General features: G+C 72.8%; 22 protein-coding genes. 10 read left to right on the top strand and 12 right to left on the bottom strand.

From position 1 onward, the window contains the following. Nucleotides 1-35 precede the first annotated feature (35 nt). Entirely contained in the window at nucleotides 36-1346 is a 1311-nt protein-coding gene (locus tag ACZ6S5_RS18660; RefSeq protein ID WP_466001954.1) for a S1C family serine protease, read from the bottom strand. A 244-nt stretch (nucleotides 1347-1590) separates the two neighbouring features. On the opposite strand from ACZ6S5_RS18660, the gene ACZ6S5_RS18655 reads away from it, so the two are divergent. Beyond that, on the top strand, nucleotides 1591-2211 hold the full coding sequence (locus ACZ6S5_RS18655; protein ID WP_466002121.1) for an O-methyltransferase: 621 nt from the start codon (nucleotides 1591-1593) through the stop codon (nucleotides 2209-2211). 13 nt (nucleotides 2212-2224) lie between these two features. On the opposite strand, the gene ACZ6S5_RS18650 is transcribed toward ACZ6S5_RS18655, so the two are convergent. Then, entirely contained in the window at nucleotides 2225-3685 is a 1461-nt protein-coding gene (locus ACZ6S5_RS18650; RefSeq protein ID WP_466001952.1) for a leucyl aminopeptidase family protein, read from the bottom strand. 144 nt (nucleotides 3686-3829) lie between these two features. Next, complete coding sequence (locus tag ACZ6S5_RS18645; RefSeq protein ID WP_013283866.1) at nucleotides 3830-3997, bottom strand: DUF3117 domain-containing protein; 168 nt, start codon at nucleotides 3995-3997, stop codon at nucleotides 3830-3832. Nucleotides 3998-4187: 190 nt separating this feature from the next. Between ACZ6S5_RS18645 and ACZ6S5_RS18640 the strand changes: the two genes are divergently transcribed. Together ACZ6S5_RS18640 and ACZ6S5_RS18635 are read left to right on the top strand one after the other, a co-directional pair. Further along, a complete protein-coding gene (locus ACZ6S5_RS18640) occupies nucleotides 4188-5006 on the top strand; it encodes a PaaX family transcriptional regulator (protein WP_466001950.1) in 819 nt (272 codons plus the stop codon). A gap of 4 nt (nucleotides 5007-5010) precedes the next feature. Beyond that, complete coding sequence (locus tag ACZ6S5_RS18635) at nucleotides 5011-5802, top strand: enoyl-CoA hydratase/isomerase family protein (protein WP_466001948.1); 792 nt, start codon at nucleotides 5011-5013, stop codon at nucleotides 5800-5802. 102 nt (nucleotides 5803-5904) lie between these two features. On the opposite strand, the gene ACZ6S5_RS18630 is transcribed toward ACZ6S5_RS18635, so the two are convergent. The 5 genes from ACZ6S5_RS18630 to ACZ6S5_RS18610 all read right to left on the bottom strand — a co-directional run bounded on the left by ACZ6S5_RS18630 (nucleotide 5905) and on the right by ACZ6S5_RS18610 (nucleotide 9231). Next, nucleotides 5905-6657: an SDR family NAD(P)-dependent oxidoreductase gene (locus ACZ6S5_RS18630; protein WP_466001946.1), complete on the bottom strand. Its 753-nt coding sequence runs from the start codon at nucleotides 6655-6657 to the stop codon at nucleotides 5905-5907. Between the two features lie 66 nt (nucleotides 6658-6723). Then, the gene (locus ACZ6S5_RS18625) at nucleotides 6724-7344 is read right to left on the bottom strand and encodes a hypothetical protein (RefSeq protein ID WP_466001944.1); all 621 of its coding nucleotides are present in this window, start codon (nucleotides 7342-7344) and stop codon (nucleotides 6724-6726) included. Between the two features lie 56 nt (nucleotides 7345-7400). Beyond that, nucleotides 7401-7985, bottom strand: coding sequence for a DNA-3-methyladenine glycosylase I (locus tag ACZ6S5_RS18620; protein WP_466001942.1), 585 nt, complete (start codon nucleotides 7983-7985; stop codon nucleotides 7401-7403). 47 nt (nucleotides 7986-8032) lie between these two features. Beyond that, a complete protein-coding gene (locus ACZ6S5_RS18615; RefSeq protein WP_466001940.1) occupies nucleotides 8033-8530 on the bottom strand; it encodes an SRPBCC family protein in 498 nt (165 codons plus the stop codon). Continuing rightward, nucleotides 8527-9231, bottom strand: coding sequence for a DivIVA domain-containing protein (locus ACZ6S5_RS18610; protein ID WP_466001938.1), 705 nt, complete (start codon nucleotides 9229-9231; stop codon nucleotides 8527-8529). Before ACZ6S5_RS18610 ends, ACZ6S5_RS18615 begins: the two co-directional genes overlap by 4 nt. Before the next feature lie 151 nt (nucleotides 9232-9382). On the opposite strand from ACZ6S5_RS18610, the gene folP reads away from it, so the two are divergent. After that, the gene (gene folP / locus ACZ6S5_RS18605; protein ID WP_466001936.1) at nucleotides 9383-10252 is read left to right on the top strand and encodes a dihydropteroate synthase; all 870 of its coding nucleotides are present in this window, start codon (nucleotides 9383-9385) and stop codon (nucleotides 10250-10252) included. 26 nt (nucleotides 10253-10278) lie between these two features. Here folP and ndhC read toward each other — a convergent pair whose 3' ends face one another. Further along, nucleotides 10279-10656, bottom strand: coding sequence for an NADH-quinone oxidoreductase subunit A (gene ndhC, locus ACZ6S5_RS18600; RefSeq protein WP_466001934.1), 378 nt, complete (start codon nucleotides 10654-10656; stop codon nucleotides 10279-10281). A gap of 129 nt (nucleotides 10657-10785) precedes the next feature. On the opposite strand from ndhC, the gene ACZ6S5_RS18595 reads away from it, so the two are divergent. From ACZ6S5_RS18595 to ACZ6S5_RS18585, 3 genes are all read left to right on the top strand, one after another. Then, nucleotides 10786-12177, top strand: coding sequence for a hypothetical protein (locus tag ACZ6S5_RS18595; RefSeq protein ID WP_466001932.1), 1392 nt, complete (start codon nucleotides 10786-10788; stop codon nucleotides 12175-12177). 288 nt (nucleotides 12178-12465) lie between these two features. Then, the gene (locus tag ACZ6S5_RS18590) at nucleotides 12466-14313 is read left to right on the top strand and encodes a 2-oxoacid:acceptor oxidoreductase subunit alpha (RefSeq protein ID WP_466001930.1); all 1848 of its coding nucleotides are present in this window, start codon (nucleotides 12466-12468) and stop codon (nucleotides 14311-14313) included. Beyond that, nucleotides 14306-15340 carry a 2-oxoacid:ferredoxin oxidoreductase subunit beta gene (locus ACZ6S5_RS18585; RefSeq protein ID WP_466001929.1) on the top strand — a complete coding sequence of 345 codons (1035 nt, stop codon included), beginning with the start codon at nucleotides 14306-14308 and terminating at the stop codon, nucleotides 15338-15340. The genes ACZ6S5_RS18590 and ACZ6S5_RS18585 overlap by 8 nt, the downstream gene beginning before the upstream one ends. Nucleotides 15341-15419: 79 nt before the next feature. Here the strand turns inward: ACZ6S5_RS18585 and ACZ6S5_RS18580 are convergent, their stop codons facing one another. Together ACZ6S5_RS18580 and ACZ6S5_RS18575 are read right to left on the bottom strand one after the other, a co-directional pair. Then, on the bottom strand, nucleotides 15420-17198 hold the full coding sequence (locus tag ACZ6S5_RS18580; protein WP_466001928.1) for a trypsin-like serine protease: 1779 nt from the start codon (nucleotides 17196-17198) through the stop codon (nucleotides 15420-15422). A gap of 336 nt (nucleotides 17199-17534) precedes the next feature. Beyond that, nucleotides 17535-18548, bottom strand: coding sequence for a potassium channel family protein (locus ACZ6S5_RS18575; RefSeq protein WP_466001927.1), 1014 nt, complete (start codon nucleotides 18546-18548; stop codon nucleotides 17535-17537). A gap of 151 nt (nucleotides 18549-18699) precedes the next feature. Between ACZ6S5_RS18575 and ACZ6S5_RS18570 the strand changes: the two genes are divergently transcribed. The 3 genes from ACZ6S5_RS18570 to ACZ6S5_RS18560 all read left to right on the top strand — a co-directional run bounded on the left by ACZ6S5_RS18570 (nucleotide 18700) and on the right by ACZ6S5_RS18560 (nucleotide 20938). Continuing rightward, nucleotides 18700-19269, top strand: a complete 570-nt coding sequence (locus ACZ6S5_RS18570; RefSeq protein ID WP_466001925.1) for a helix-turn-helix domain-containing protein — start codon at nucleotides 18700-18702, stop codon at nucleotides 19267-19269. A 92-nt stretch (nucleotides 19270-19361) separates the two neighbouring features. Continuing rightward, a complete protein-coding gene (locus ACZ6S5_RS18565; protein WP_466001923.1) occupies nucleotides 19362-20195 on the top strand; it encodes a TrmB family transcriptional regulator in 834 nt (277 codons plus the stop codon). Between the two features lie 149 nt (nucleotides 20196-20344). Then, nucleotides 20345-20938: an ATP-dependent Clp protease proteolytic subunit gene (locus tag ACZ6S5_RS18560; protein WP_466001921.1), complete on the top strand. Its 594-nt coding sequence runs from the start codon at nucleotides 20345-20347 to the stop codon at nucleotides 20936-20938. A gap of 64 nt (nucleotides 20939-21002) precedes the next feature. On the opposite strand, the gene ACZ6S5_RS18555 is transcribed toward ACZ6S5_RS18560, so the two are convergent. Beyond that, nucleotides 21003-21881: a trypsin-like serine protease gene (locus ACZ6S5_RS18555; protein ID WP_466001919.1), complete on the bottom strand. Its 879-nt coding sequence runs from the start codon at nucleotides 21879-21881 to the stop codon at nucleotides 21003-21005. Between the last annotated feature and the right edge of the window lie 294 nt (nucleotides 21882-22175).

The raw sequence follows: 22175 nt of genomic DNA, 5'->3' as shown, positions 1-22175 counted from the left end.
CGTCGCGGGGTGGTCCGGGAGGGGGTGACGGCAGCTCACTTCGCGTCTGCGGCGAGCGTCACGGAGGCGCTCTGCGTGGCCGCTCCCCGCCGGTACTCGACCGTCACCACTGACCCGGGTGCGTACTTGCGGACCAGGGCGACCAGGTCGGTGGGCTCGGTCATCGGGTGCCCGTTCAGCCGCAGCACCACGTCGCCGGCCTTGAGGCCGGCCGCGGCCGCCGGACCGGCGGGCTCCACCGAGTTGAGGCGTACGCCGGTGCCGCTGGCCGCGCCGGTGCCGCCGACCTGGGCGCCGATCACCGTACGCCGGGCCCTGCCGGTGCCGATGATGTCCTGGGTGACGCGTTTGGCCTGGTTGATGGGGATGGCGAAGGCGAGCCCGATGTTCCCGGCCTCCTGCCCGTCGGCGACCAGCGACTTGATCGTCGAGTTCACCCCGACCACCCGCCCGGCGGCGTCGACCAGCGGGCCGCCGGAGTTGCCGTGGTTGACCGCCGCGTCGGTCTGGATCGCCGCGTAGTAGCGGGTCGGACCGCCCGGCTCGCCGGCCTGCATGGTCCGGTCCAGGGCGCTGACGATGCCGGCGGTGACCGTGTTCGCCAGGGAGAGCGGCGAGCCGATGGCGAGCACCGGGTCGCCCACGGCGAGCGCGTCCGAGTCGCCGAACTCCACAGGCTTCAACCCGGTACGCGCCACCTTGATCACCGCGATGTCCGACTCCGGGTCCTGCCCCACCACCGTGCCGGGCGCGGTACTGCCGTCGCCGAAGATCACCGTGGCCTTGCCGGGGCCGCCGGAGACCACGTGGTCGTTGGTGACGATGTGCCCGTCGGCGCTCACCACGAAGCCGGAGCCCTCGCTGGTGCCACCGAGGCTGTAGACGCGGATGGTCACCACGCTGGGCAGCACCTTCTCGGCGACGCCGGCCAGTGACTCGGGCTTGCGCTGGGCGAGCGCGGGCGCCTGCCCCGAGGACGCGCCGAGGGTGGCGGCCTGGCTGCCGCCCCGCAGGAAGGCGTACGTCAGGGCGCTGCCGAGCGAGCCGGCCAGCAGCGCGGTGATCAGCGAGATCAGCACCACCTGCCGGATCCCCGGCCGGCCCGGGGCGTCCGGGTCGACGAGCGGCTCGGGCTCGCCGGTGCCCCCGGCCGGAGCCGCCGGGACCACCACCGCGGCCGGGGCGTACGGGTCCCGCCAGGGGTCGGCGAGCGCGTCGGACCACCAGGGCGAGCTGCCCCCACCGGCGCCGTGCGGCGGGTCGCCGGGCGCCGGCCGTCCCGCCGGTGCCGAACCCCCGCCGGGCCGGCGCCAGTCCCAGCCGTCGGTCACGTCGGTGCCTCCCACTCCGTCCCGCGCGTCCCGTGCCGGGCCCCGGCGGAGCCGGTGACCGTGACACACGGGACACCGTCCAGGATTGCACGGATGCCACGGGTGCAGTCAGGGGTTGCCCGCCCGTGATCGTTCCGAGCCGACTCGCGGCTGCGCCCATCCGAGGCCGCCTCTAGGCTCATACCGCCAACCGACCCCTCGCACCACTCCCGCCGCCCGGAGGTGTCCCATCGTCACGGTCGCCGACTCCGGCAACTCGATCGCCCAGGCACTCCAGTTCGCCGAGTCGTACGTCACCGAGGACCTCGTCCTGCGGACGGCCCGCAGTCTCGCCCACGAGGTGGGCGTGGACGCCGTCACCCCGGGGGCCGGCGCCGCGTTGCGGCTGCTCGCCGCCGCCGGCAACGCCCGGGCGGTGGTGGAGATCGGGACCGGCACCGGGGTCAGCGGCGTCTGGCTGCTGCGCGGCATGCGCCCCGACGGCGTGCTCACCACCATCGACGTGGAGGTGGAGCACCAGCGGATCGCCCGGCGGATCTTCCTGGAGGCGGGCTTCCCGTCGGGGCGTACCCGGATCATCACCGGCCGGGCCCTCGACGTGCTGCCGCGGCTCGCGGACGGCGCCTACGACCTGGTCTTCGTCGACGCCGAGGCGACCGGCTTCACCGCCTGCGTGGATGCCGCGCTGCGGCTGCTGCGCCCGGGCGGGGTGCTCGCGCTCAACGGCGCGCTGGCCGGCGGCCGGATCGGTGACCCGGCCGCCCGCGACGTGGAGACCGTCACCGTCCGGGAGACCATCAAGGCGCTCCGGGAGTCGGAGCACTGGATCCCGGCGTTGCTGCCGGTCGGGCACGGCCTGCTCGCCGCCGTGAAGGGCTGACCCCGCCGGGCGGTCAGCCCAGCGTGGCCAGCCAGCGCAGCAGCCCGCGTACGCCCCAGCCGGTGGCGCCCTTGGTCAGCTCCGCGTGTGCGTCCTCGGACCACGAGGGGGCGGACATGTCCACGTGCACCCAGCGGTCCCGCAGCTCGCCGGTGAACTCGCGCAGGTAGAGCGCGGCCACCACCGAGCCGGCGCCCCGGTCCGGGGAGCTGTGCAGGTCGGCGATGTCGCTGCCGAGGTACTCGACGTAGTCGGCCGGCAGCGGCATCCGCCAGGCCCGCTCGCCGGCCGCCTCGATCGCCGCCAGCAGGTCGGCGGCGAGCTGGTCGTTCTCGCTGTAGAGGGCGCCGTGCCGCTTGCCGAGCGCCACCGCGTTCGCGCCGGTCAGGGTGGCCAGGTCGACCAGCAGGTCGGGCTCGAGCTCGCGCACCGCGTACGCCATCGCGTCGGCGAGCACCAGCCGACCCTCGGCGTCGGAGTTGGTGGTCTCGCTGGTCAGGCCGCCGTAGTGGCGGACGATGTCGCCGGGGCGGAACGCCGAGCCGCTGACCATGTTCTCGGCGAGCGGGGCGAGGGTGGTGACCCGGACCGGCAGCCGCAGCGCGGCGGCGCCCAGCGTCGCCGCGATCACCGCCGCCGCACCGGCCATGTCCTTGCGCATCAGCTTCATCGCCGGCACCGGCTTGATCGAGATGCCGCCGGTGTCGAAGGTGATGCCCTTGCCGACCAGCACCACGTGGGTACGCGCGTCCGCCGGCCGCCAGTCCAGCTCGAGCAGGCGGGGTCCGCTCGCCGAGCCGCCGCCGACGGCGAGAATGCCGCCGAAGCCCTCGGCCGCCAGTTCCTCGGGGCCGCGTACCCGCAGGTGCAGGTCGGGGTGGCCGGCGGCCGCGGCCTCGACCTGCTGGGCGAACCAGGCCGGGTTCTTCACCGAGGAGGGGGTGTTGGTCAGGTCGCGGGCCAGCCGGGTCATCTCCGCGGTGGTCCGCGCCGCGTCCAGGGTGGGGGTGAGCGCCGCCGGGTCGGTCACCACGACGTCCACCTCGGCCAGCGCGGGCGCGCCGCCGGCCTCGGTGAGCCGGAACCGGTACGACCCGAGCAGCAGCCCCTCGGCCAGGCCGCGCAGTGCCGTCGTGGCGTCGGCCGGCAGCGCCACCGTGACGTGCGTCTCATCCTGGGCGGCCCGGGCCAGCGCCGCTCCCGCCGCCCGCCAGCCCTGCTCGTCACCCTCGCCGACGCCGAGGAGGACCAGTCGCGCGGGCGTGCCGCCGGGACGCAGGTGCTCCCGCGCCTCGCCCGCGTCCCCGGTCAGCCGGGCGGCGGGGATCAGCGCGGCCGCCTCCTCCCGGACCTCGTCGGCGGGCGGCGAGGCGGTGGGGACCAGCGTGGCCGGCGTGTCCGACCCTTCGCGACGTACGGGCAGGACGAGGGTGTCGAGCCGCGCGGGCTCGCTCACCAAACGGATGGCCAGCACGCTGGACCGCACCTCCGGAAAGTTTTCAAAGAAGGACAATTCGCCAGAAGCCAGCCGGCGAAGACCCTGAGCCACCGGCGGAGCCGGTGGCTCAGGGAAGGACGAACCGTCCGCACGACACCCGTCGTGCGGACCGTTCCTCGATCAGCCGGCGGCCGCCTTCAGCGCGTCACCCAGCGCGGTGGCCTCGTCGGGAGTCATCTCGACGACGAGCCGGCCACCACCCTCCAGCGGGACCCGCATGACGATGCCCCGGCCCTCCTTGGTGACCTCCAGCGGACCGTCGCCCGTCCGCGGCTTCATCGCCGCCATGTTGTCTCCCCTCAGACCTACACCAGGGTCGGTGGGTTGCCCCACAGCCACTTCGCCATGACCACCCGCAACCACCACGGGGGCCTCGACCCATGATTTTCCCTGATGAACACCGCCGGACCCAAACCGAAGCAGCATTGATGTAACAGCATCTAGCTTATCTTGGATAGGCCTGTCACAATGTGCGGTCATGCAGGCACGGTCGGCACTCTTCGACCTGTACGGCGACCACCTCCGGGCGAGGGGTGGACGCGCACCGGTCGCCGCCCTGGTCAAGCTGTTGGCGCCGCTCGGGATCGCCCCTCCGGCGGTACGCACCGCGGTCTCCCGGATGGTCCGCCAGGGTTGGCTGGATCCCCTCCGGCTCGTCTCCGGACCCGGCTATTCGATCACGCCGAAGGCGGCCCGCCGACTGGACGAGGCGGCCGCCCGGATCTACCGCACCGGCCGGCACAGCTGGGACGGCCGGTTCGACCTCCTGGTGCTGGAGGCCCCCGCCTCCCGCCGCGACCGGCAGCGGCTCGCCGCCAACCTGACCTTCCTCGGCTACGGCACGCTCGACGACTGCACCTGGGTGGCGACCCGCCCGGGTGAGGACGTGGACGTGCTGCTCGCCGAGGCGGGCGTGCGCTACGAGCGGTTCACCGCCGCGCACGCCGCCGGCACACCGGGCGCGATGGGCGTGGTCCGCCGCGCCTGGGACCTGACCGAGATCGGCCGGGCGTACGAGCGGTTCGTCGCCGAGCAGAAGCCGCTCCTGTCCGGAGTGACGGTGCGCAGCAGCGACGAGGAGGCGTACGCGGCCCGGTTCGCGCTGGTGCACGCGTGGCGTACCTTCCTCTTCCGGGACCCGCAGCTGCCCCCGGCGCTGCTCCCCGAGCGCTGGCCGGGCACCAGCGCGGCCAGTTTCTTCGACCGGCACGCGGCCCGGCTCCGGCCGGCCGCCGACCGGTACGTCGAGCAGTGCCTCGACGCCAGCAACCGCCTCGCCCGACAGAAGGGTCGTTAGAAACGTGACCGAGCCGCTGCTCGTCGACCGCACCGACGCCGTCGTCACCCTGACGCTGAACCGCCCGACGGCGATGAACTCGCTCGACGTGGCGCTCAAGGAGGCGCTCCGGGACACCCTGGCCGAGCTGGAGGCCGACCGGTCCTGCCGGGCGGTCGTGCTGGCCGGCGCGGGTGGCTCGTTCAGTGCCGGGCAGGACCTGCGGGAGCACGTGCAGACCCTCGAATCCGCCGACGCCGACCCGCTCGCGACCGTGCGGGCGCACTACAACCCGATCGCCGCCCGGCTGGCCAACCTGCCCAAGCCGGTGGTCGCCGCGGTCCGGGGGATGGCCGCCGGCGCGGGCGCCTCGCTGGCGTTCCTCGCCGACTTCCGGATCGGCGGGCCGAAGACCCGGTTCCTGATGGCCTTCGCGGGGGTCGGGCTCGCGGCCGACACCGGCGCCTCCTGGACGCTGCCCCGGCTGGTCGGTCACGCCAAGGCCGTCGAGCTGCTGATGCTCGCCGAGCCGGTGGGCGCCGAGGAGGCCTGCCGGCTGGGCCTGCTCACCAGGCTGGTGGACGACGACGAGCAGGTGCTGCCGACCGCGCAGGAGCTGGCCGCCCGGCTCGCCGCCGGCCCGACCGTGGCGTACGGGGCGATCAAGCGCCAGCTCTCCATCGCCGACGCCGGCACCCTGGCCGACGCCCTGGCCGCCGAGGCGCAGGCCCAGTCGATCTGCGGCGCCACCACCGACCACCGGGCGGCGACGATGGCCTTCGTCAACAAGCAGAAGCCGACCTTCGAGGGCCGCTGACCCCTTTCAAGATCCGCGCAGATTCACGGAAAGAGTGGCCATTCCGCGCCGGATAGCCACTCTTTCCGTGAATCAGGCCGCTCGACCTCGCGGGAGGGGCGGTCAGCGGGCGGTGTAGCCGCCGTCAACTGGGATGGTGTGGCCGGTGATCCAGGCGGCGTCGTCGGAGGCGAGGAAGAGCACCACGCCGGCCACGTCGTCCGGGGTCGGGATGCCGGGCTTCGGGTTGAACGACTCCATCTGCCGACGCATCTGCGCCGGGTCCGGCGCGCTGTCGATGAAGTGCTCCACCAGCGGGGTCATCACCACGGTCGGGGCCACCGCGTTGACCCGGACACCGCGCGCCGCGTACTCGATCGCCGCCGACCGGGTCAGGCCGACGATCCCGGCCTTGGTGAAGGTGTACGGGGAGATGTTCTCCTGGGCGGCCAGTCCGGTGGTGGACGAGGTGTTGACGACCGCGCCCCCGCCGCCGTGCAGCAGCGCCTGGATGCCGTAGCGGAGCACGAAGAAGACCCCGTCCCCGTTGATCCGGCGAACCTTCTCCCAGTTCTCCACGTCCATCTCGTGCAGCGGCTGCTGCCGGCCGTCGATGCCGGCGTTGTTGAAGATGACGTCGATCCGGCCGTACCGCTGCATCGCGTCGGCGACGGCCTGCTCCACCGAGGTCGCCTCGCCGGTGTCCACGGTCACCGCGTACCCGTCGGGGAGGCTCGCGGCCACCCGCTCGGCGCCCTCGGCGTTGATGTCGGCGACCACCACCTTCGCGCCCTCGGCCGCGAACCGGCGGGCCGCCCCCTCACCCAGCCCGGACGCCCCGCCGGTGATGAACACGACCTTGTCCTGGAAGCGCATCCGACCCCCTCGCGCGCGGCCGGCCGGCACCGGCCCCTCCCGGCACGGTAACCGGGGCGCGACGGGTCAGTCGTCCTCTTCCGGATCCTGGTTGGCCTCCACGCCGAGCACGAACGCCTGCATGGCCAGTTCGTCGCCGGAGGGCGAGACGAACGCCGGCAGCTGCCGCGGGCCCAACTCCTGCACGTACGACCAGAACAGCCGGACCGCCTCGGCCGGCGAGGCCGCCTCGATCGGCAGGTCGAGGCTGACCAGCCAGGACCGGCGGGCCGGCGGCGGGCCGAGCCGGTCGGCCAGCCCCTGCCAGGCGGCCGGGTCGAGCCCGGTCAGCGGCCCGGCGAGGGCCAGCCCGGCGACCGGCACCGGCTCGTCGAGCACCCGCCGGGTGTACGTCACCACGAGCGCCCCCGGGGCCGCCTCGGACTGCGGGTCGTCCGGGTCCTCGCGGGTCTCGGCGGTGGCCAGGGCCACCCGGCCGAGCGCCACCAGCCGCAGGGGCTCGTCGACCAGCACCGCGACCGGGTCACCGGGCCGGGGGCGGGCGGCGCCGTCCAGCCCGGTCAGCTCCAGCGTGTCGTGGTGGACCAGCCGCTCGGCCTCGTACCGCTCGGCGGGCAGCAGCACCGCCCAGGCGCCGGGCGTGGTGGCGTCGATCGTCCCGCTCGTCCGCAGCTCGGTGTCGGTCATGGTGCCATCCCACCACGCCGGGGCGGCCGCGGTGCCGACGCCGTCCGCCGGACGGGTCACGCCCCGGCCGGACCCCGGGTCACGTGGCAGCCGGCGAGATGGTCGTCCACCATGCCGGTGGCCTGCATCAGCGCGTAGGCGGTGGTCGGGCCGACGAACCGGAAGCCCTGCTTCTTGAGCGCCTTGGCCAGCGCGGTGGACTCCGGGGTGAGCGCCGGCACCTCCGCGAACGCCTCGGGCCGGGCGGCCCGGGGCGGCGGCGCGTACGACCAGAGCAGCGCGGAGAGGCCGTCGGGCAGCTCCAGGGCGGCCCGGGCGTTGGCGATGGCGGCCTCGACCTTGGCCCGGTTGCGCACGATGCCGGTGTCGGCCAGCAGCCGGGCGACGTCGGCCTCCCCGTAGCCGGCGACCTTCTCGATCCGGAACTCGTCGAAGGCGAGCCGGAACGCGGGCCGCTTGCGCAGGATGGTCAGCCAGGACAGCCCGGACTGGAACGCCTCCAGCGTCAGCCGCTCGTAGAGCGCGTCGTCGCCGCGCAGCGGCCGGCCCCATTCCTCGTCGTGGTAGACGGCATAGTCCGGGGTGCTCGCCCCCCAGGCGCAGCGGGGCAGCCCGTCGGCGCCGGTCACCAGGTCAGTCACGGCGTACACGGTAGGCCAGCCCACCGACAACCCGTAGCGACCGGGGCTCAGGGCAGCCGGCCCTGCTCCACCAGCCGGGCGAACTTCTTCAGCGCCTGGGTCAGGCTGAACTTGGAGCCGGGCCAGAGCACCGGCCAGGCCACCCGGCCGGCGGTCCCACCGGGCAGGTGGAACCACTCGTGCCAGACCACCTGGGTCCGGTCCCGGTCCATCGGGGTGCAGCGCAGCACGCCCGGGCCGCGCAGCAGCTTGCCGCAGTGCACCACGCCGACCTCGTACGGCGCGTCCACCCGCACCACCCGCATCTCGTCCCGCAACGCGGCCGGTCCGAGCGCGGTGACCGCCTCGACCAGGCTCCCCTCGCCGCCGTCCCCCTCGACCACCTTGACGGTGGTGAACGGGATCCAGTCGGACTGCCGCTCCCAGGCGGTCAGCGCCGCGAAGACCCGTTCGGCCGGGGCGTTGACCACCACCGTCGCGGTGACCTCGCCGGCACCGGGCTGGGCCGCCTCGGCGAAGTCGTCGGCCTCGCCCGGCGCGGTCACGCCGACTCCGACCGGACCACCGCACCTCGCGTCCCCGCACCCTCGACCTCGTGGTCGGCGGGGGTGTCGGTGGATCCGTCACCTGTCGGCGTGGCCGGATCGGCGGTGGCGGCAGTCGGGTCGGTCGACGGACGCAGGGACGGCTCGGCCTCGGCGGTCGCGTCGGCGGGCACAGCGGGCGCCGCCGGCGCGGAGATGGCAACCGTGGGACCGGCGGCGGCGCCCGTGATCGGTGCCGTCTCGTCCTCGACCGCGGCGGCGGCGGGTGCCTCGGCCAGCCCGGCCTCGGCGGTCAGCCCGCCGGCCGGGGTGGCGTCCTCGGTCGTGGTGGCCGGGCTCGTCGCGGCGGCCTCCGCCCGGGCCCGGCGCAGCGCGTCGGCCTCCTCGGTCCGGCCCTCGCGGAGCGCGGCGACCTCGGCCTCCAGCACGCCGATCAGCTCGGCCTTGTAGCCGATGTCGTACGCCGCCCGGCGCATGGCCTGGTCGACCTGGGCCATCCGGTAGCCGCGCAGGGCGGTGTCGAAGCGCACCTCGGCGACGTCCGCCTCGTCCAGCGGGCGGCCGCCCGGCAGGGGCACGGCCCGCCCGTCCGGCTCGACCGGCACCAGACCCGGATCGCGCCCGGAGACCAGCACCGTCACCCCGAACACCACCGCCGCGACGGTCAGCGCCACGACCAAGAGGAGCAGAACCTCACCCATGGGGAGATCGTGGCATGCGGGACGGCGCGGGGCGAGCCCTCCACCGCTCCGATCATGAATCGAAACCGGGCGTACCGCCCGGGCCGCTCAGGGCGGGACCGGATAGCGTCGGGGGCGGGCCGGCGTGGGACCGGAGATCAGGAGGCGGGGCATGGCGGCGGAGCTGCGGCTCGGTGGGCGGACCTTCTCCCCCGGTGAGCTGGTGGTGATGGCGATCGTCAACCGCACGCCCGACTCGTTCTTCGACCGGGGCGCCACCTTCGCCCAGGACAACGCGCTGCGCGCGGTGGAGCGGGCGGTCGCCGAAGGCGCGGAGATCATCGACATCGGCGGGGTGAAGGCCGGGCCGGGCGACGAGGTCGACGTGGCCGAGGAGATCCGCCGGACGGTGGACACCATCACCGCGGTCCGGGACGCCTTCCCCGACGTGGTCATCTCGATCGACACCTGGCGGGCCGAGGTGGCGGTGGAGGCGGTGGCGGCCGGGGCCGACCTGCTGAACGACACCTGGTCGGGGGCGGATCCGGCGCTGGCCCGGGTCGCCGCCGAGACCGGCGCCGGGCTGGTCTGCTCGCACGCTGGCGGGCTCACCCCGCGTACCCGGCCGCACCGGGCGGCCTTCGACGACGTGGTGGCCGACGTGGCCGCGACGGTGACCGGGCTCGCCGACCGCGCGGTCACCCTCGGCGTACGCCCGGACGGAATCCTGATCGACCCGGCGCACGACTTCGGCAAGAACACCCGCCACTCGCTGGAGATCACCCGGCGGCTGGCGGAACTCACCGACACCGGATGGCCGCTGCTGGTCGCCCTGTCGAACAAGGACTTCATCGGCGAGACGCTGGACCTGCCGGTGCCGGAGCGGCTGGAGGGGACCCTCGCGGCCACCGCCGTGTCGGCCTGGCTCGGCGCCCGGGTGTTCCGCGCCCATCAGGTACGCGAGACCCGCCGGGTGCTCGACATGGTGGCCTCGATCCGGGGCGACCGGCCGCCGACGCTGAGCCGCCGCGGCCTGGCCTGACGAGCCCGCCGGGCACTCAGGCCGGGTCAGGTCCAGCGGAGGATGTTCTTGCGCCAGGCGTAGAGGATGCCGAGCGCCACCACGGCGACGAAGACCGCCATCTCGACGACGGTGGTCACGCCGAACCCGGGCCGGTCGAAGACCAGCGCCCAGGGGAAGAGGAAGACCGCCTCGACCGCGAAGAGCACATACAGGTACGCGTAGACGTAGTAGCGGATCTGCATCTGCGCCCAGTCGCCGCCCACCGGGTCGAGACCGCACTCATACGTGGATCGCTTGCCCCAGGGATCGGCCGGACGGGCAGGACGTAACACCCGATTGGCCGAGAACGCAGTAACGAAGAAGAGAACGGCGGCGAGCAGCAGGAGACCGAGCGTGGCGTACGAGCCGAGGTAACCGGTCACGGTCGGGAGCCTACCGTCCCGGCAGTCGGGGCGTCCCGAACACGTTACGGATTTGTTTCCTTGTGGGACTAGTGCCCGAAGGCAACCGTTACCAAATAATGGAACCTCGCTGAGCGTCACGGAGGACAGATGGCCCGCCCCCGCGTACGCCCCGCTCGCCGGGTCGCGCTACGACGTACTGCCGCGCTGTTCGCGCCCGCGTTGGCGGCCGGCATCGTGGCGGCGGTCGCGGTCGCGCCCGGGTGGGCCACGGCCTCACCGACGGTGACCGGCGTGGTCCGAGCGGCCACCGACCCCGCGACCGACCCGGCCACCGATCCGACCGACGCCACCCCCACGGTGGATCCGACCGCGACGGAGCCGACCACCGCGCCGCCGACCGAGAGCGCGCCCCCGGAGACCACTCCGCCGCCACCGCCGACCACCGAGCCGGCGCCGACGACCACCGCCCCGGGCAACCCCGTGCCGACCACCACCGCACCGACCACCACGAGCGCGCCGCCCCCACCGCCGGTGGTTCCCCCGGCCGAGCCGGGCCGACCGGCCGGCGGTCAGCTCGGGGTACGGGTCACCACCGAGGACGTCTCGCTCACCTCCGCCTACTGGAACGCCGACAGCACGGTGACCACGTTGCGGGTGACCGTGACGAACACCGGCAGCGCCCCCGAGCGGATCCGTCTCGGCTACACGCTGCCGGCCGGTCTGACCGACGCCGGCACCCCGGGCTGCCTCTCCTCTGGGGGCGGCGGCTACCGCTGCGGTGAGTGGACCGCCCCGCCAGGGGCCCGGTTCAGCAGCACGATCCGGATCCGGGTGACCGGTACGGCCTGGAAGTCCATGCCGCTGAGCGGATCGGTCCGGGTGACCGCCACCGCACCGGGCATCGCCGGAACGGCCACCGACGACGAGGGGTTCGCCGTCCTCTTCCCGCCCGGCCCACCGGTGCCCGGCATCTCGCTCCGCGCCGACGAGGTGGTCTTCGACATCAGCGGCGCACCGAGCGCGCTGACCGTAAGCCTCGGCAACACCGGCAAGGTCGACGCCGCCGGACGGGTCGACGTGGTCCTCCCCGACGGGGTGACCGCCACCGACCCGCCGGCCGGCTGCACCGTGGTCGCCCCGGACCGCACCCGCTGCGACCTCGGCACCCTGCCGGCCGGACGCACCACCGACCTACGCCTGCCGGTGATCGCCACCCCGGAGGCCCAGCGGCAGGCCCCGCTGGCGGGTGCGGTGGTCGGCCGGCTGGACCCGCGCAGCGGACGCGACCGGCAGGTACAGATGAGCTTCCGGATCACCGCCGCGGCGGCGCTGACCCCGCCGGCCGGCACGCCCGCCCCGACCGGCTCCCAGGGCGTCCTGGCCGCCGCCGAGCAACGGACCGCCGGAAACGGGGTCAACTCCACGCAGCAGACGGCGATCATCCTGATCGTGGTCTCCGGGCTGCTGGTGGTGCTCGCCCTGGCCCTGGCGACCACCTCACTGCGCCGCCGGATGACCGATTCGAACGGCGGGGAGTGACCCGCGCAGGCCCGGGCCTGCCGTCCGGTGATCTGGATTACGGGTCGCGGTACTAAACCCCGCAAAGCCGGGCATACACCGGCCCGATCAGGTCCCATACGTCGGACCTCCACCAAGGTGGCCCTAACGGCCCGACGTAGGCTCTGACGTGAGAAATGGAGCGGGCCGCCCCAGGTGGGGACGGCCGGCGGCAGCAGCGCGTCAAGGAGGGCACGTGGCGGGGCAAGGCGGGGTCACCACACTGTTCAGCCGCCCCTGCGACGGCGCTGAGCGAAGCGAGGTGCGGGCGTGAGCAAGCAGATCCGTCAACTCGACCGGGTGGTGATCCGATTCGCTGGTGATTCCGGTGATGGGATGCAGCTCACGGGTGATCGGTTCACGTCGGAGACGGCGCAGTTGGGGAATGATATTTCGACGTTGCCGAATTTCCCGGCGGAGATTCGGGCGCCTGCGGGGACGCTGCCGGGGGTGTCGTCGTTCCAGGTGCATTTCGCCGACTACGACATCCTGACCCCGGGTGATGCGCCGAACGTGCTGGTGGCGATGAACCCGGCGGCGCTCAAGGCGAACCTGACGGATCTGCCGCGCGGTGCGGACATCATCGTCAACACCGACGAGTTCACCAAGCGGAACCTGGCCAAGGTGGGCTACACGGTCAGTCCGCTGGACGACGACTCGCTCGCCGGCTACGTCGTGCACCCGGTGGCGCTGACCTCGATGACGGTCGGCGCTCTGGCCGAGCAGGACGTGTCCAAGAAGGACGCCGAGCGGGCCAAGAACATGTTCGCCCTCGGTCTGCTCAGCTGGATGTACTCCCGGCCGTACGAGTCGACGCTGCGCTTCCTGGAGCGTAAGTTCGCCGCCCGACCCGAGCTGGTCGCGGCGAACATCGCCGCCTTCCGGGCCGGCTGGAACTTCGGCGAGACCACCGAGGACTTCTCGATCCGGTACGAGGTCAAGCCGGCAAAGATGGTGCCGGGCACGTACCGGAACATCACCGGCAACGCGGCGCTCTCGCTCGGCCTGGTGGCCGCCGGCGTCCGCTCCGGGCTGCCGGTTTTCCTCGGGGCGTACCCGATCACCCCGGCCTCGGACATCCTGCACGAGCTGAGCAAGCACAAGCGGTTCGGTGTGGTGACGATGCAGGCCGAGGACGAGATCGCCGCGGTCGGCGCGGCGCTGGGCGCCTCGTACGGCGGCTCGCTCGGCGTCACCACCACCAGCGGCCCGGGTGTCGCGTTGAAGAGCGAGACGATTTCGCTGGCGGTGGCCCTGGAGCTGCCCCTGGTCATCGTCGACGTGCAGCGGGCCGGGCCGTCCACCGGCATGCCGACCAAGACCGAGCAGGCCGACCTCAACATGGCGCTGTACGGCCGGCACGGCGAGGCCCCGGTGGCGGTGATCGCGCCGAAGTCGCCCGCAGACTGCTTCCACGCGGCCATCGAGGCCGCCCGGATCGCGCTGACCTACCGGACGCCGGTGATCCTGCTGTCGGACAACTACGTCGCCAACGGCTCCGAACCCTGGCTGCTCCCCGACGTGGAGTCGCTGCCCGACCTGCGGGTCGAGTTCGCCACGCAGCCCAACGGGGAGGACGGCACGACCTTCCTGCCGTACCTGCGCGACCCGGAGACCCTGGCCCGGCCGTGGGCCATCCCCGGCACACCCGGGCTGGAGCACCGGATCGGCGGCCTGGAGAAGGCCGACAAGACCGGTGACATCTCGTACGACCCGGCCAACCACGACTTCATGGTGCGGACCCGGGCGGCCCGGATCGAGACGATCCCGGTGCCGGACGTCGAGGTGGAGGACCCGGACGGCGACGCCCGGGTGCTGGTGCTCGGCTGGGGCTCGACGTACGGGCCGATCGGCGCGGCGTGCCGCGGCCTGCGGCAGCGCGGGCTCCCCATCGCCCAGGCGCACCTGCGGCACCTGGCGCCGATGCCCGCCAACCTCGGTGAGGTGCTGCGTGCCTACGACCGGGTGGTGATCCCGGAGATGAACCTCGGCCAGCTCGCCCACGTGATCCGCGCCCGGTTCCTGGTCGACGCGATCGGCTACAACCAGGTCCGCGGCCTACCGTTCACCGCCGCCGAGCTGGAGACCATGCTGGAAGAGGTCGTGAAGAATGTCTGAGCCCGTCGCCCTCAAGCTCACCGCGAAGGACTTCAAGTCCGATCAGGAAGTGCGCTGGTGCCCCGGCTGCGGTGACTACGCGATCCTGGCCGCAGTCCAGCAGTTCATGCCGGAGCTGAACATCCCCCGGGAGAACATCGTCTTCGTCTCCGGGATCGGCTGCTCGTCGCGCTTCCCGTACTACATGAACACCTACGGGATGCACTCGATCCACGGCCGCGCCCCGGCGATCGCCACCGGCCTGTCGGTGTCCCGGCCAGACCTGTCGGTCTGGGTGGTCACCGGTGACGGTGACGCGCTCTCCATCGGCGGCAACCACCTGATCCACGCGCTGCGCCGCAACGTCAACCTGAAGATCCTGCTGTTCAACAACCGGATCTACGGCCTGACCAAGGGCCAGTACTCCCCCACCTCCGAGGTCGGCAAGATCACCAAGTCGACCCCGGTGGGCTCGGCGGACGCCCCGTTCAACCCGCTGTCGCTGGCGCTCGGCGCGGAGGCGACCTTCGTCGGCCGCACCATCGACTCCGACCGCAAGCACCTCCAGTCGGTGCTGCGGGCCGCCGCGCAGCATCAGGGGTCGGCGTTCGTGGAGATCTACCAGAACTGCAACATCTTCAACGACGGCGCCTTCGACCAGCTCAAGGAACCGGCCACGCGGGATGACTACCTGATCCGGCTGGAGCACGGGCAGCCGATCACGTTCGGCAAGGACGGCCAGTTCTGCGTCGTCCACCCACCCGGCGGGTTCGGCCTCGAAGTGCGCGAGACGGCGGCCACCCCAGCCGACGACATCGTGGTGCACGACGCGACCGTGACCGATCCGGCCTACGCCTTCGCCCTGTCCCGGCTGCCCGGACTCGACCTGCGCAACACCCCCATCGGCGTGTTCCGCTCCGTCGACCGACCCGCCTACGACGCCGTCGTGCAGGAACAGGTCACCACCGCCAAGGCGAAGGCCGAGGAAAGCCCGGAGCAGCAACTCGCCGGCCTGCTCGCCAGCGGCGACACCTGGACGATCATGTAGCTCGACCAGCGACAACGGAAAGGGCCCGCGACCGTGAGGTCGCGGGCCCTTCCCGTTCAGCCGTGGTACGTCAGCCCGATCAGAAGACCAGGTTGAAGTAGTTCCAGCCGGTGGAGATGACCTTGCCGCTGGCGTTGATCCAGTTGCCCTTACCGTCCGTGGTGTACATCCGCAGTCGGTAGCTGCTGTCGACGCCGAGCATGTCCATCATGTTGTCGCCGTTCCAGTCGCCCGGCGTCACGATGTTCTTGAAGCCGCCCCAGCCGCTGCCGATCTGGGTGCCGGCCGGGTTGGTCCAGCCGCCCTTGAGGTCGGTCTGGTACATCCGCAGGTAGCCGGTGGAGGTACGGCCGATCAGGACCTCCTTGCCGTCACCCTTCCAGGCGCCCGGGGTCAGGAACAGGTTGAACCCGTTCCAGCCGGTGCCGATCCGGGTGCCCGCCGGGTTGAGCCAGCCGCCCGCACCGTTGCTGGTGTAGCGCCAGAGCTCACCGTTGGACTTGCGGACCATCAGGCTCGGCAGGTTGTTGCCCAGCCAGTTGTTGGTCACCATCAGGGCGGTGAAGTTGCCCCAGCCGGTGCCGATCTTCTTCGCACCGCCGACGAAGTTGCCCTTGCCGTCGGTGTTGTAGATGTACAGCTCGCCGAGGGTGTTGACCGCCATGATCGACGGCTTCTTGTCGCCGTTCCAGTTGTAGACCCGGAAGACGCGCTTGAAGCTGCCCCAACCCTTGTTGATGATCCGGGAGTCCCAGAAGCCGCCGTACCCGTCGTTCTCGAACCCGCTGCCCACGTGCATCCACAGGTTGCCGCTGGCGTCACGGGACATCAGGTCGGTGTGGCCGTCGCCGGTCCAGTCGGCGTTGACCAGCGGCGGACGGGTGAAGTCCGCCTTGATCGCGTTGGAGTAGTAGTTGACCTCTTCGTAGTAGCCCGGGTGCTCACCGCAGTTGCCGTAGCCCCAGTCGGTGATGCCGACCTGCTTGCCGTTCACCAGCAGCGGACCACCGGAGTCGCCGCCGCAGGTGTCGGCGGACGGCGTGGTGGGCGTGCCGTTACCGGCGCAGAGCATCCGGTTGTTGTCGTACCCGATGCCGGCAGCGTTGGCGTCGCTGGAGCAGTAGGCGTCGGACTGGACCGGAACCGACGCCTTGCGCAGCCGGGTGTCCCCCGGGTCAGTGTTCGAGTCGGTCACGCCGTACCCGACGATGTCCGCCGTGTCGCCGACCGCGTACGCCGCCGTGTCGCCCTGCGCGGCCAGGCTGACCGGCGTGTAGGCCGAAGGCAGGTTCGTCTTCAGCGTCAGGACGGAGACGTCGTCGAGGATCGTGGTGGCGGTGCCGGCGTACTGCGCGGCGATGTTCCAGCCCTGGTGGGTCCAGGTGGAACCGACCTCGGCGACGTACCCGACGTTGGGCACGATGTTGCCGTACGCGTCGAGGAGCTGGTCGTGCCCGGCGATGACCCGGGTCGTACCGGCGCCGTCCGCGGTGCAGTGCGCCGCCGTCAGGATCTTGTTGGGCGCGACGACGGTACCCGTGCACCAGCCGATGCCGGCGTTGTTGTCCAGGTAGGTGACGACGCCGACGATCCACGGGTACTGCGAGGCGCTGACGGTCGTGCCCCCGACGATCTTCGGGGTCGCCCCGGTGGTCGTCGACTGGAACAGCGGGCCCTTCAGGCCAGCGGTGGGCGGGGTGAAGTTACCCGCCCGGAAGTGCGGCAGCTTGGTCGACCGGTCGGCCTGGACGCTCGACGCGTCGTACGTTCCGCCGGCCGCGGCGGCCTGACCGGCCGTGCCCGGCGCGACAGCCGCCGCACCACCGAGGGCGAGACCGGCAGCCAGGATTCCGGCCACCCGCCGCCGTCGGGCTCGTGCGATGTTTGCCTCTTCAGCCACTAGTTTTCCCGTCGTTCGGTTATCGAGGCACTCGAAATTGCCGATGTGACGGGGCGCCGCAGGAGCTGACGACGAGATTCGAGGTCGTGACCTCGCGTGACAGTGGATCCCCCGTGTCCGAGCCAATCAGGAGGCGCCGGCGACAGATCGGGCGCCGCGTCCGTTGGCAATTCCAAGCGGCCTGACCGTAGCAAGGCTTGAGAAAGAATTAAAGATCCGACCGGCGGAAACTTCGATGCCCGATTCGCAGCTCATGACCCTGCGAACGGCCATGGTGGGTCGACAACGGACCGGTCAGGGCAGGACGGTGGGCGTCGGCCGGTCGTCGCGGACGTGGACCAGCATGTCGCCGGTCTCGATCACCGCACCGGCCTTGTCGTTCAGGGTGACCACCTTGCCCCGCCGGACCAGCGCGATGACCAGCGAGTCCAGCTCGCGCGGCGACCTGCCCACCTCGTCGCGCTCGGCCGAACGCATGGCCAGCGCCATGCCCTGCCCCGGGGTGAGCAGGTCCTCGACCACGTCGATCAGCGGCGGCGCGGTGGTGGAGAGACCGAGCAGCCGCCCGGCGGTGGCCGAGGAGACGATGACGTGGTGCGCCCCGCTCTGCTTGAGCAGCGGGGCGTTCTCCGCCTCGCGCACGGCGGCGATGATCCGCACCTGACCGGCGGTCAACTGCCGGACGGTCAGGGCCACCAGCACCGAGGCGTCGTCGCTGTCGGTCGCGATGATCACCGCCTTGGCCGTCCGGACGTGCGCCTCCTCCAGCACCGACGAGCGGGTCGCCGAGCCCTCGATCGCGACGAGTCCGGCCGAGGTGGCCTGCCGCAACGCGGCGCCGCTCCGCTCCACCACCACGATCCGGGACTTGTCCAGGCCATTCTCCAGCAGCGCGGAGACGGCGCTGCGGCCCTTGGTGCCGTAGCCGCAGATGATGACGTGGTCCTTCACGATTCTCCTCCACCGCGACAGGCGACGGCCGGTCCGGTACTGCTCGGTCAGGACTTCCAGGGTGGTGCCGACCAGGATGATCAGGAAGATCACCCGGGCGGGGGTGACGAACAGGACGTTGACCAGGCGCGCCGACGGGGCGGCCGGGGTGATGTCGCCGTACCCGGTGGTGGAGAGCGAGACCACCGCGTAGTAGAAGCAGTCGAGGAGGGTGAGGCCGTCCTCGTTGACGTCGCGGTAGCCGTCGCGGTCGATCCAGACCACGGTCACCACGGCGAGCACCAGGGCCAGGGCGGCGAGCAGGCGCAGACTCAGCGCGCTCAGCGGCCCCCGCCGTTGCGCGGGAAAATGGATCACCGTCGGTCCTGCTCCGCCGCCGTCGCCTGCACGTGCACAAGATAACGGGTACGCGGCCGCCCGGCCTCCCGGGTGGCGACCGGGCCGGTGTCCGGTACCCGGACGGGGCATGATGGGGAGGTCCCGGGACCACGACCGCGAGGAGGCCCGCATGTCGTTGCTGCGACGGGTGATCGGCGGGGTGCTGCGCCGGGTGCGGCTGCGGCAGGGCCGCACGCTGCGGGAGGTGGCCCTGGCGGCCGGGGTCTCGCTGCCGTACCTCTCCGAGGTGGAGCGCGGCCGCAAGGAGGCCTCCTCCGAGGTGCTGGCGGCGATCTGCCGGGCCCTCGGCATCTACCTCTCCGACCTGCTCGAGGAGGCCCGCGACGAGCTGCGCCGGGCCGAGCGGCGGGCGCCGGTGACGTCGGGCTCGGGTCTGGTCCGGCTGGAGCGGGCCCCGGCCCGCCGGGACGAGGTGCGCCTGCGCGTCGGGTCCCGCCCGGGCCGGCCCCAGCCACACGTGCTGCGTCGGCCCCGGCTCGGCGGCACGCCGCTGCTGGGCACCCGCGGCACGCTCACCGGCCTCGGGCTGCCGGCCGGTGGGCCGCTCAGCGCCGGGATCGGGTACGCCACGCCGACCATGCCCGGCACCCGGATCTGGCTGTTCCCGTCCCCGCCGCCGGCACGCCAGCGGCCGCGTACCGGCCGGCGGGTGGCGCGGCGACGGACCGCGCGCGTCTGACGGCGGTCACCGGCCGCGGCGGAGGGGCGCCCGCCGCCGCCGGCCGTGATCGATCTCCCCGCGCCGGTGTCCCGGCAGCTACGGTGTGTGCCATGACCGGCGTAACGCCCCTCATCGACGCCCTCATCGGTTTGGGCCTCACCCAGTACGCCGCCCGCGCCTACCTGGCCCTGGTGGTCCGCGATCGGTACACCGCGGCGGAGCTGGCGCGCGCCTCCGGTGTGCCCCGGCAGCGGATCTACGACGTGCTCAACTCGCTGAACGAGCGCGGGCTGGTCCGGGTGCGCCCCGGCCCGGTGGCGCGCTACGCGGCCGTCGACCCGCAGGCGGCGGTCAGCCGGATGATGGAGGTCCATCGCAGCGCGTACGAGCAACGCGAGCGGGCCGGCACCGAGCTGATCGACCAGCTCGCTCCGCTGTGGACGCGCGGGCGGTCCGAGGACGACCCGCTGGACTACGTCGAGGTCATCCGGGACCGGGAACAGCTCGGCGAACGGTTCGCCGAGCTCCAGTCGAGCGCCCGGCACCAGCTGCTCACCCTGGCCAAGATGCCCTACCTGGTGGTGGAGAACCCGGCCGGGATGGAGGCGGCCCAGCGGCTGGCCCGCGAGGGCGGGGACGTCCGCTGCGTCTACGAGCACGCGATGCTCGACGACCTGGCCCTGGTGGCGCACACCCGCGGCTTCGTGGACGCCGGCGAGCGGGCCCGGCTGGTCGCCGAGGTGCCGATGCGACTCTGCATCGCCGACGGCGCGCGGGTGCTCATGTCGATGCGGGACCCGCGGGCGGACGACGCGTCGAGCACCTCGCTGCTGATCGAGCACCCGGCGCTGGCCCAACTGCTCATCCAGGCGTACGAGTCGATCTGGGCGGCCGGCGAGGAGTTCCAGGCGGCGGTGGTACGGGTGGTGACGCCGGCCGGCTGACCCTCCGCCACCGCCCGGCCACTTCTGCCCAGGGCGGATCTGCCGCCGGCAGAATCGCTGGGCCTCCGGCCACCGCCCGCCGGAGGCTGGAGGCGGCCGGTTCCCGGGCGGCCCCTTCGCCCGCCGGCGGCACGGAGGGTGGTCAGGTCATGGGGTACGGCATCTGGATGCTCGACGAGGGGCAGCCGTCGTTCGGCGACCGGGTCTTCGAACGGCTGCTCAAGGAGCGGATCATCTTCCTCGGCACCGAGGTCACCGACGCGTCGGCCAACCAGATCTGCGCGCAGATCCTGCTGCTGGCCGCCGAGGATCCGGAGCGGGACATCTTCCTCTACATCAACTCGCCGGGCGGCTCGGTCACCGCGGGCATGGCCGTCTACGACACCATGCGGTACGTCAAGAACGACGTCGGGACGCTGGCGCTCGGGCTGGCCGGCTCGATGGGGCAGTTCCTGCTCTGCGCCGGGGCGGCCGGGAAGCGGTTCGCACTCCCCCACTCGCGGATCATGATGCACCAGCCGTCCGGCGGGATGGGCGGCACGGCCGCCGACATCACCATCCAGGCGGAGAACATGCTGCACGTGAAGCGCACGATGCAGGAGCTGATCGCCGGGCACAGCGGGCGCACGCTGGACGAGATCCAGCGCGACTGGGACCGGGACCGCTGGTTCACCGCCGAGCAGGCCCGCGAGTACGGCCTGATCGACCAGGTGGTCACCCGGGCCGAGCAGCTCCCCGGCTGAGGGGCGACCGGGGACGGGGGCGGCCGGCGGGGTGCACCCGCCGGCCGCCGGTCGTTCAGCCCGGTCAGGGCAGGTCGACGAACTCGCCCAGGAAGCCTCGGGCGCTCGGGGTGTCCACCCGGTACGCCACGTTGGTGGCGTAGCAGGGGGTGTCGCCGGTGATGGTGGTGCCGGCGAGGACCAGCTTGCCGTCGACGGTGGCGAAGTTCGGGCCGCCGGAGTCGCCGTAGCAGGCGCCGCCGTAGCCACGGCTCTCGTTCATGGCCAGCCGCAGCCAGGTCTTGTTCAGCGCGTCGAAGCCCAGTTCGGCCTTCATCCGGACGCCGCCGCCCGGGTGGGTCTGGCCGCCGGGGCCGTTCAACGCCTCCTCCGTGCCGTACCCCATGACCTGCCAGGTCGTCGCGTCGAGCTGGCGGGAGCCGAGCGTGTCGAAGAGGCCGGCGGTGGGCAGCGTCGCCGGGGTGAACGGCCACCGCTTCGCGAGCGCGTCCGCCTGGGCGTCGGTGAACTCGATGACCGCGATGTCGTGCGCGTCGGCGGAGTTGCCGGGGTAGTCGGGGCTGGTGTGCTCGGTGCCCTCGACCCCCACCTCGGCGGCGATCTCGGCCGGGCTCAGACCCTTGGCCTTGGCCTTGTCGAGCGCGCCCTGCACGTCCTGGTCGAGCGAGACGTAGAAGCGCACGCCGGACGACCAGTCGGTGGTGCAGTGCGCGGCGGTGAGAAACGTGTTCCGGTCGACCATCGTGCCGGAGCAGTACCAGTCGATGGTCTCCGAGACACCGTCTCCGTCCCGGTCCCAGAGGGCCAGCATGGCGCCGACCTCGGTGCGCTCGGGAGCGGGCTGGGCGTGGTAGGTGTTGATCGCCGAGGCCGGGGTGGCGCCGGCCAGGACCGCCGCGACCGTCGCGGTGGCCAGGGAGGCGAGTAGAGCGGAACGACGCAAAGGGTCCTCCGTGGTCAGAGTGGGCTCGGGCCTCGGCGACGGCCGGCGTCGGACACGCCCCCTCGATCGCGTCCGGCGACCCGACGCGGGGTGGCCGTGCACTGCCGGGCCTCGATGTACGGGCGAGCCTATGACCGGTCACGCGCCCGCGCACCGGGTGACGGGCGCAGCGCGTTCGGAGAAATTCTCGTTACACCGGAGCGGGGGGGGGGGGGGGGGGGGGGGGGGGGGGGGGGGGGGGGGGGGGGGGGGGGGGGGGGGGGGGGGGGGGGGGGGGGGGGGGGGGGGGGGGGG

Source organism: Micromonospora sp. NPDC051924, from assembly GCF_055586005.1.
Note: the sequence above shows the minus strand (reverse complement) of the source record. Positions and strands in the feature narration are given on the sequence as shown.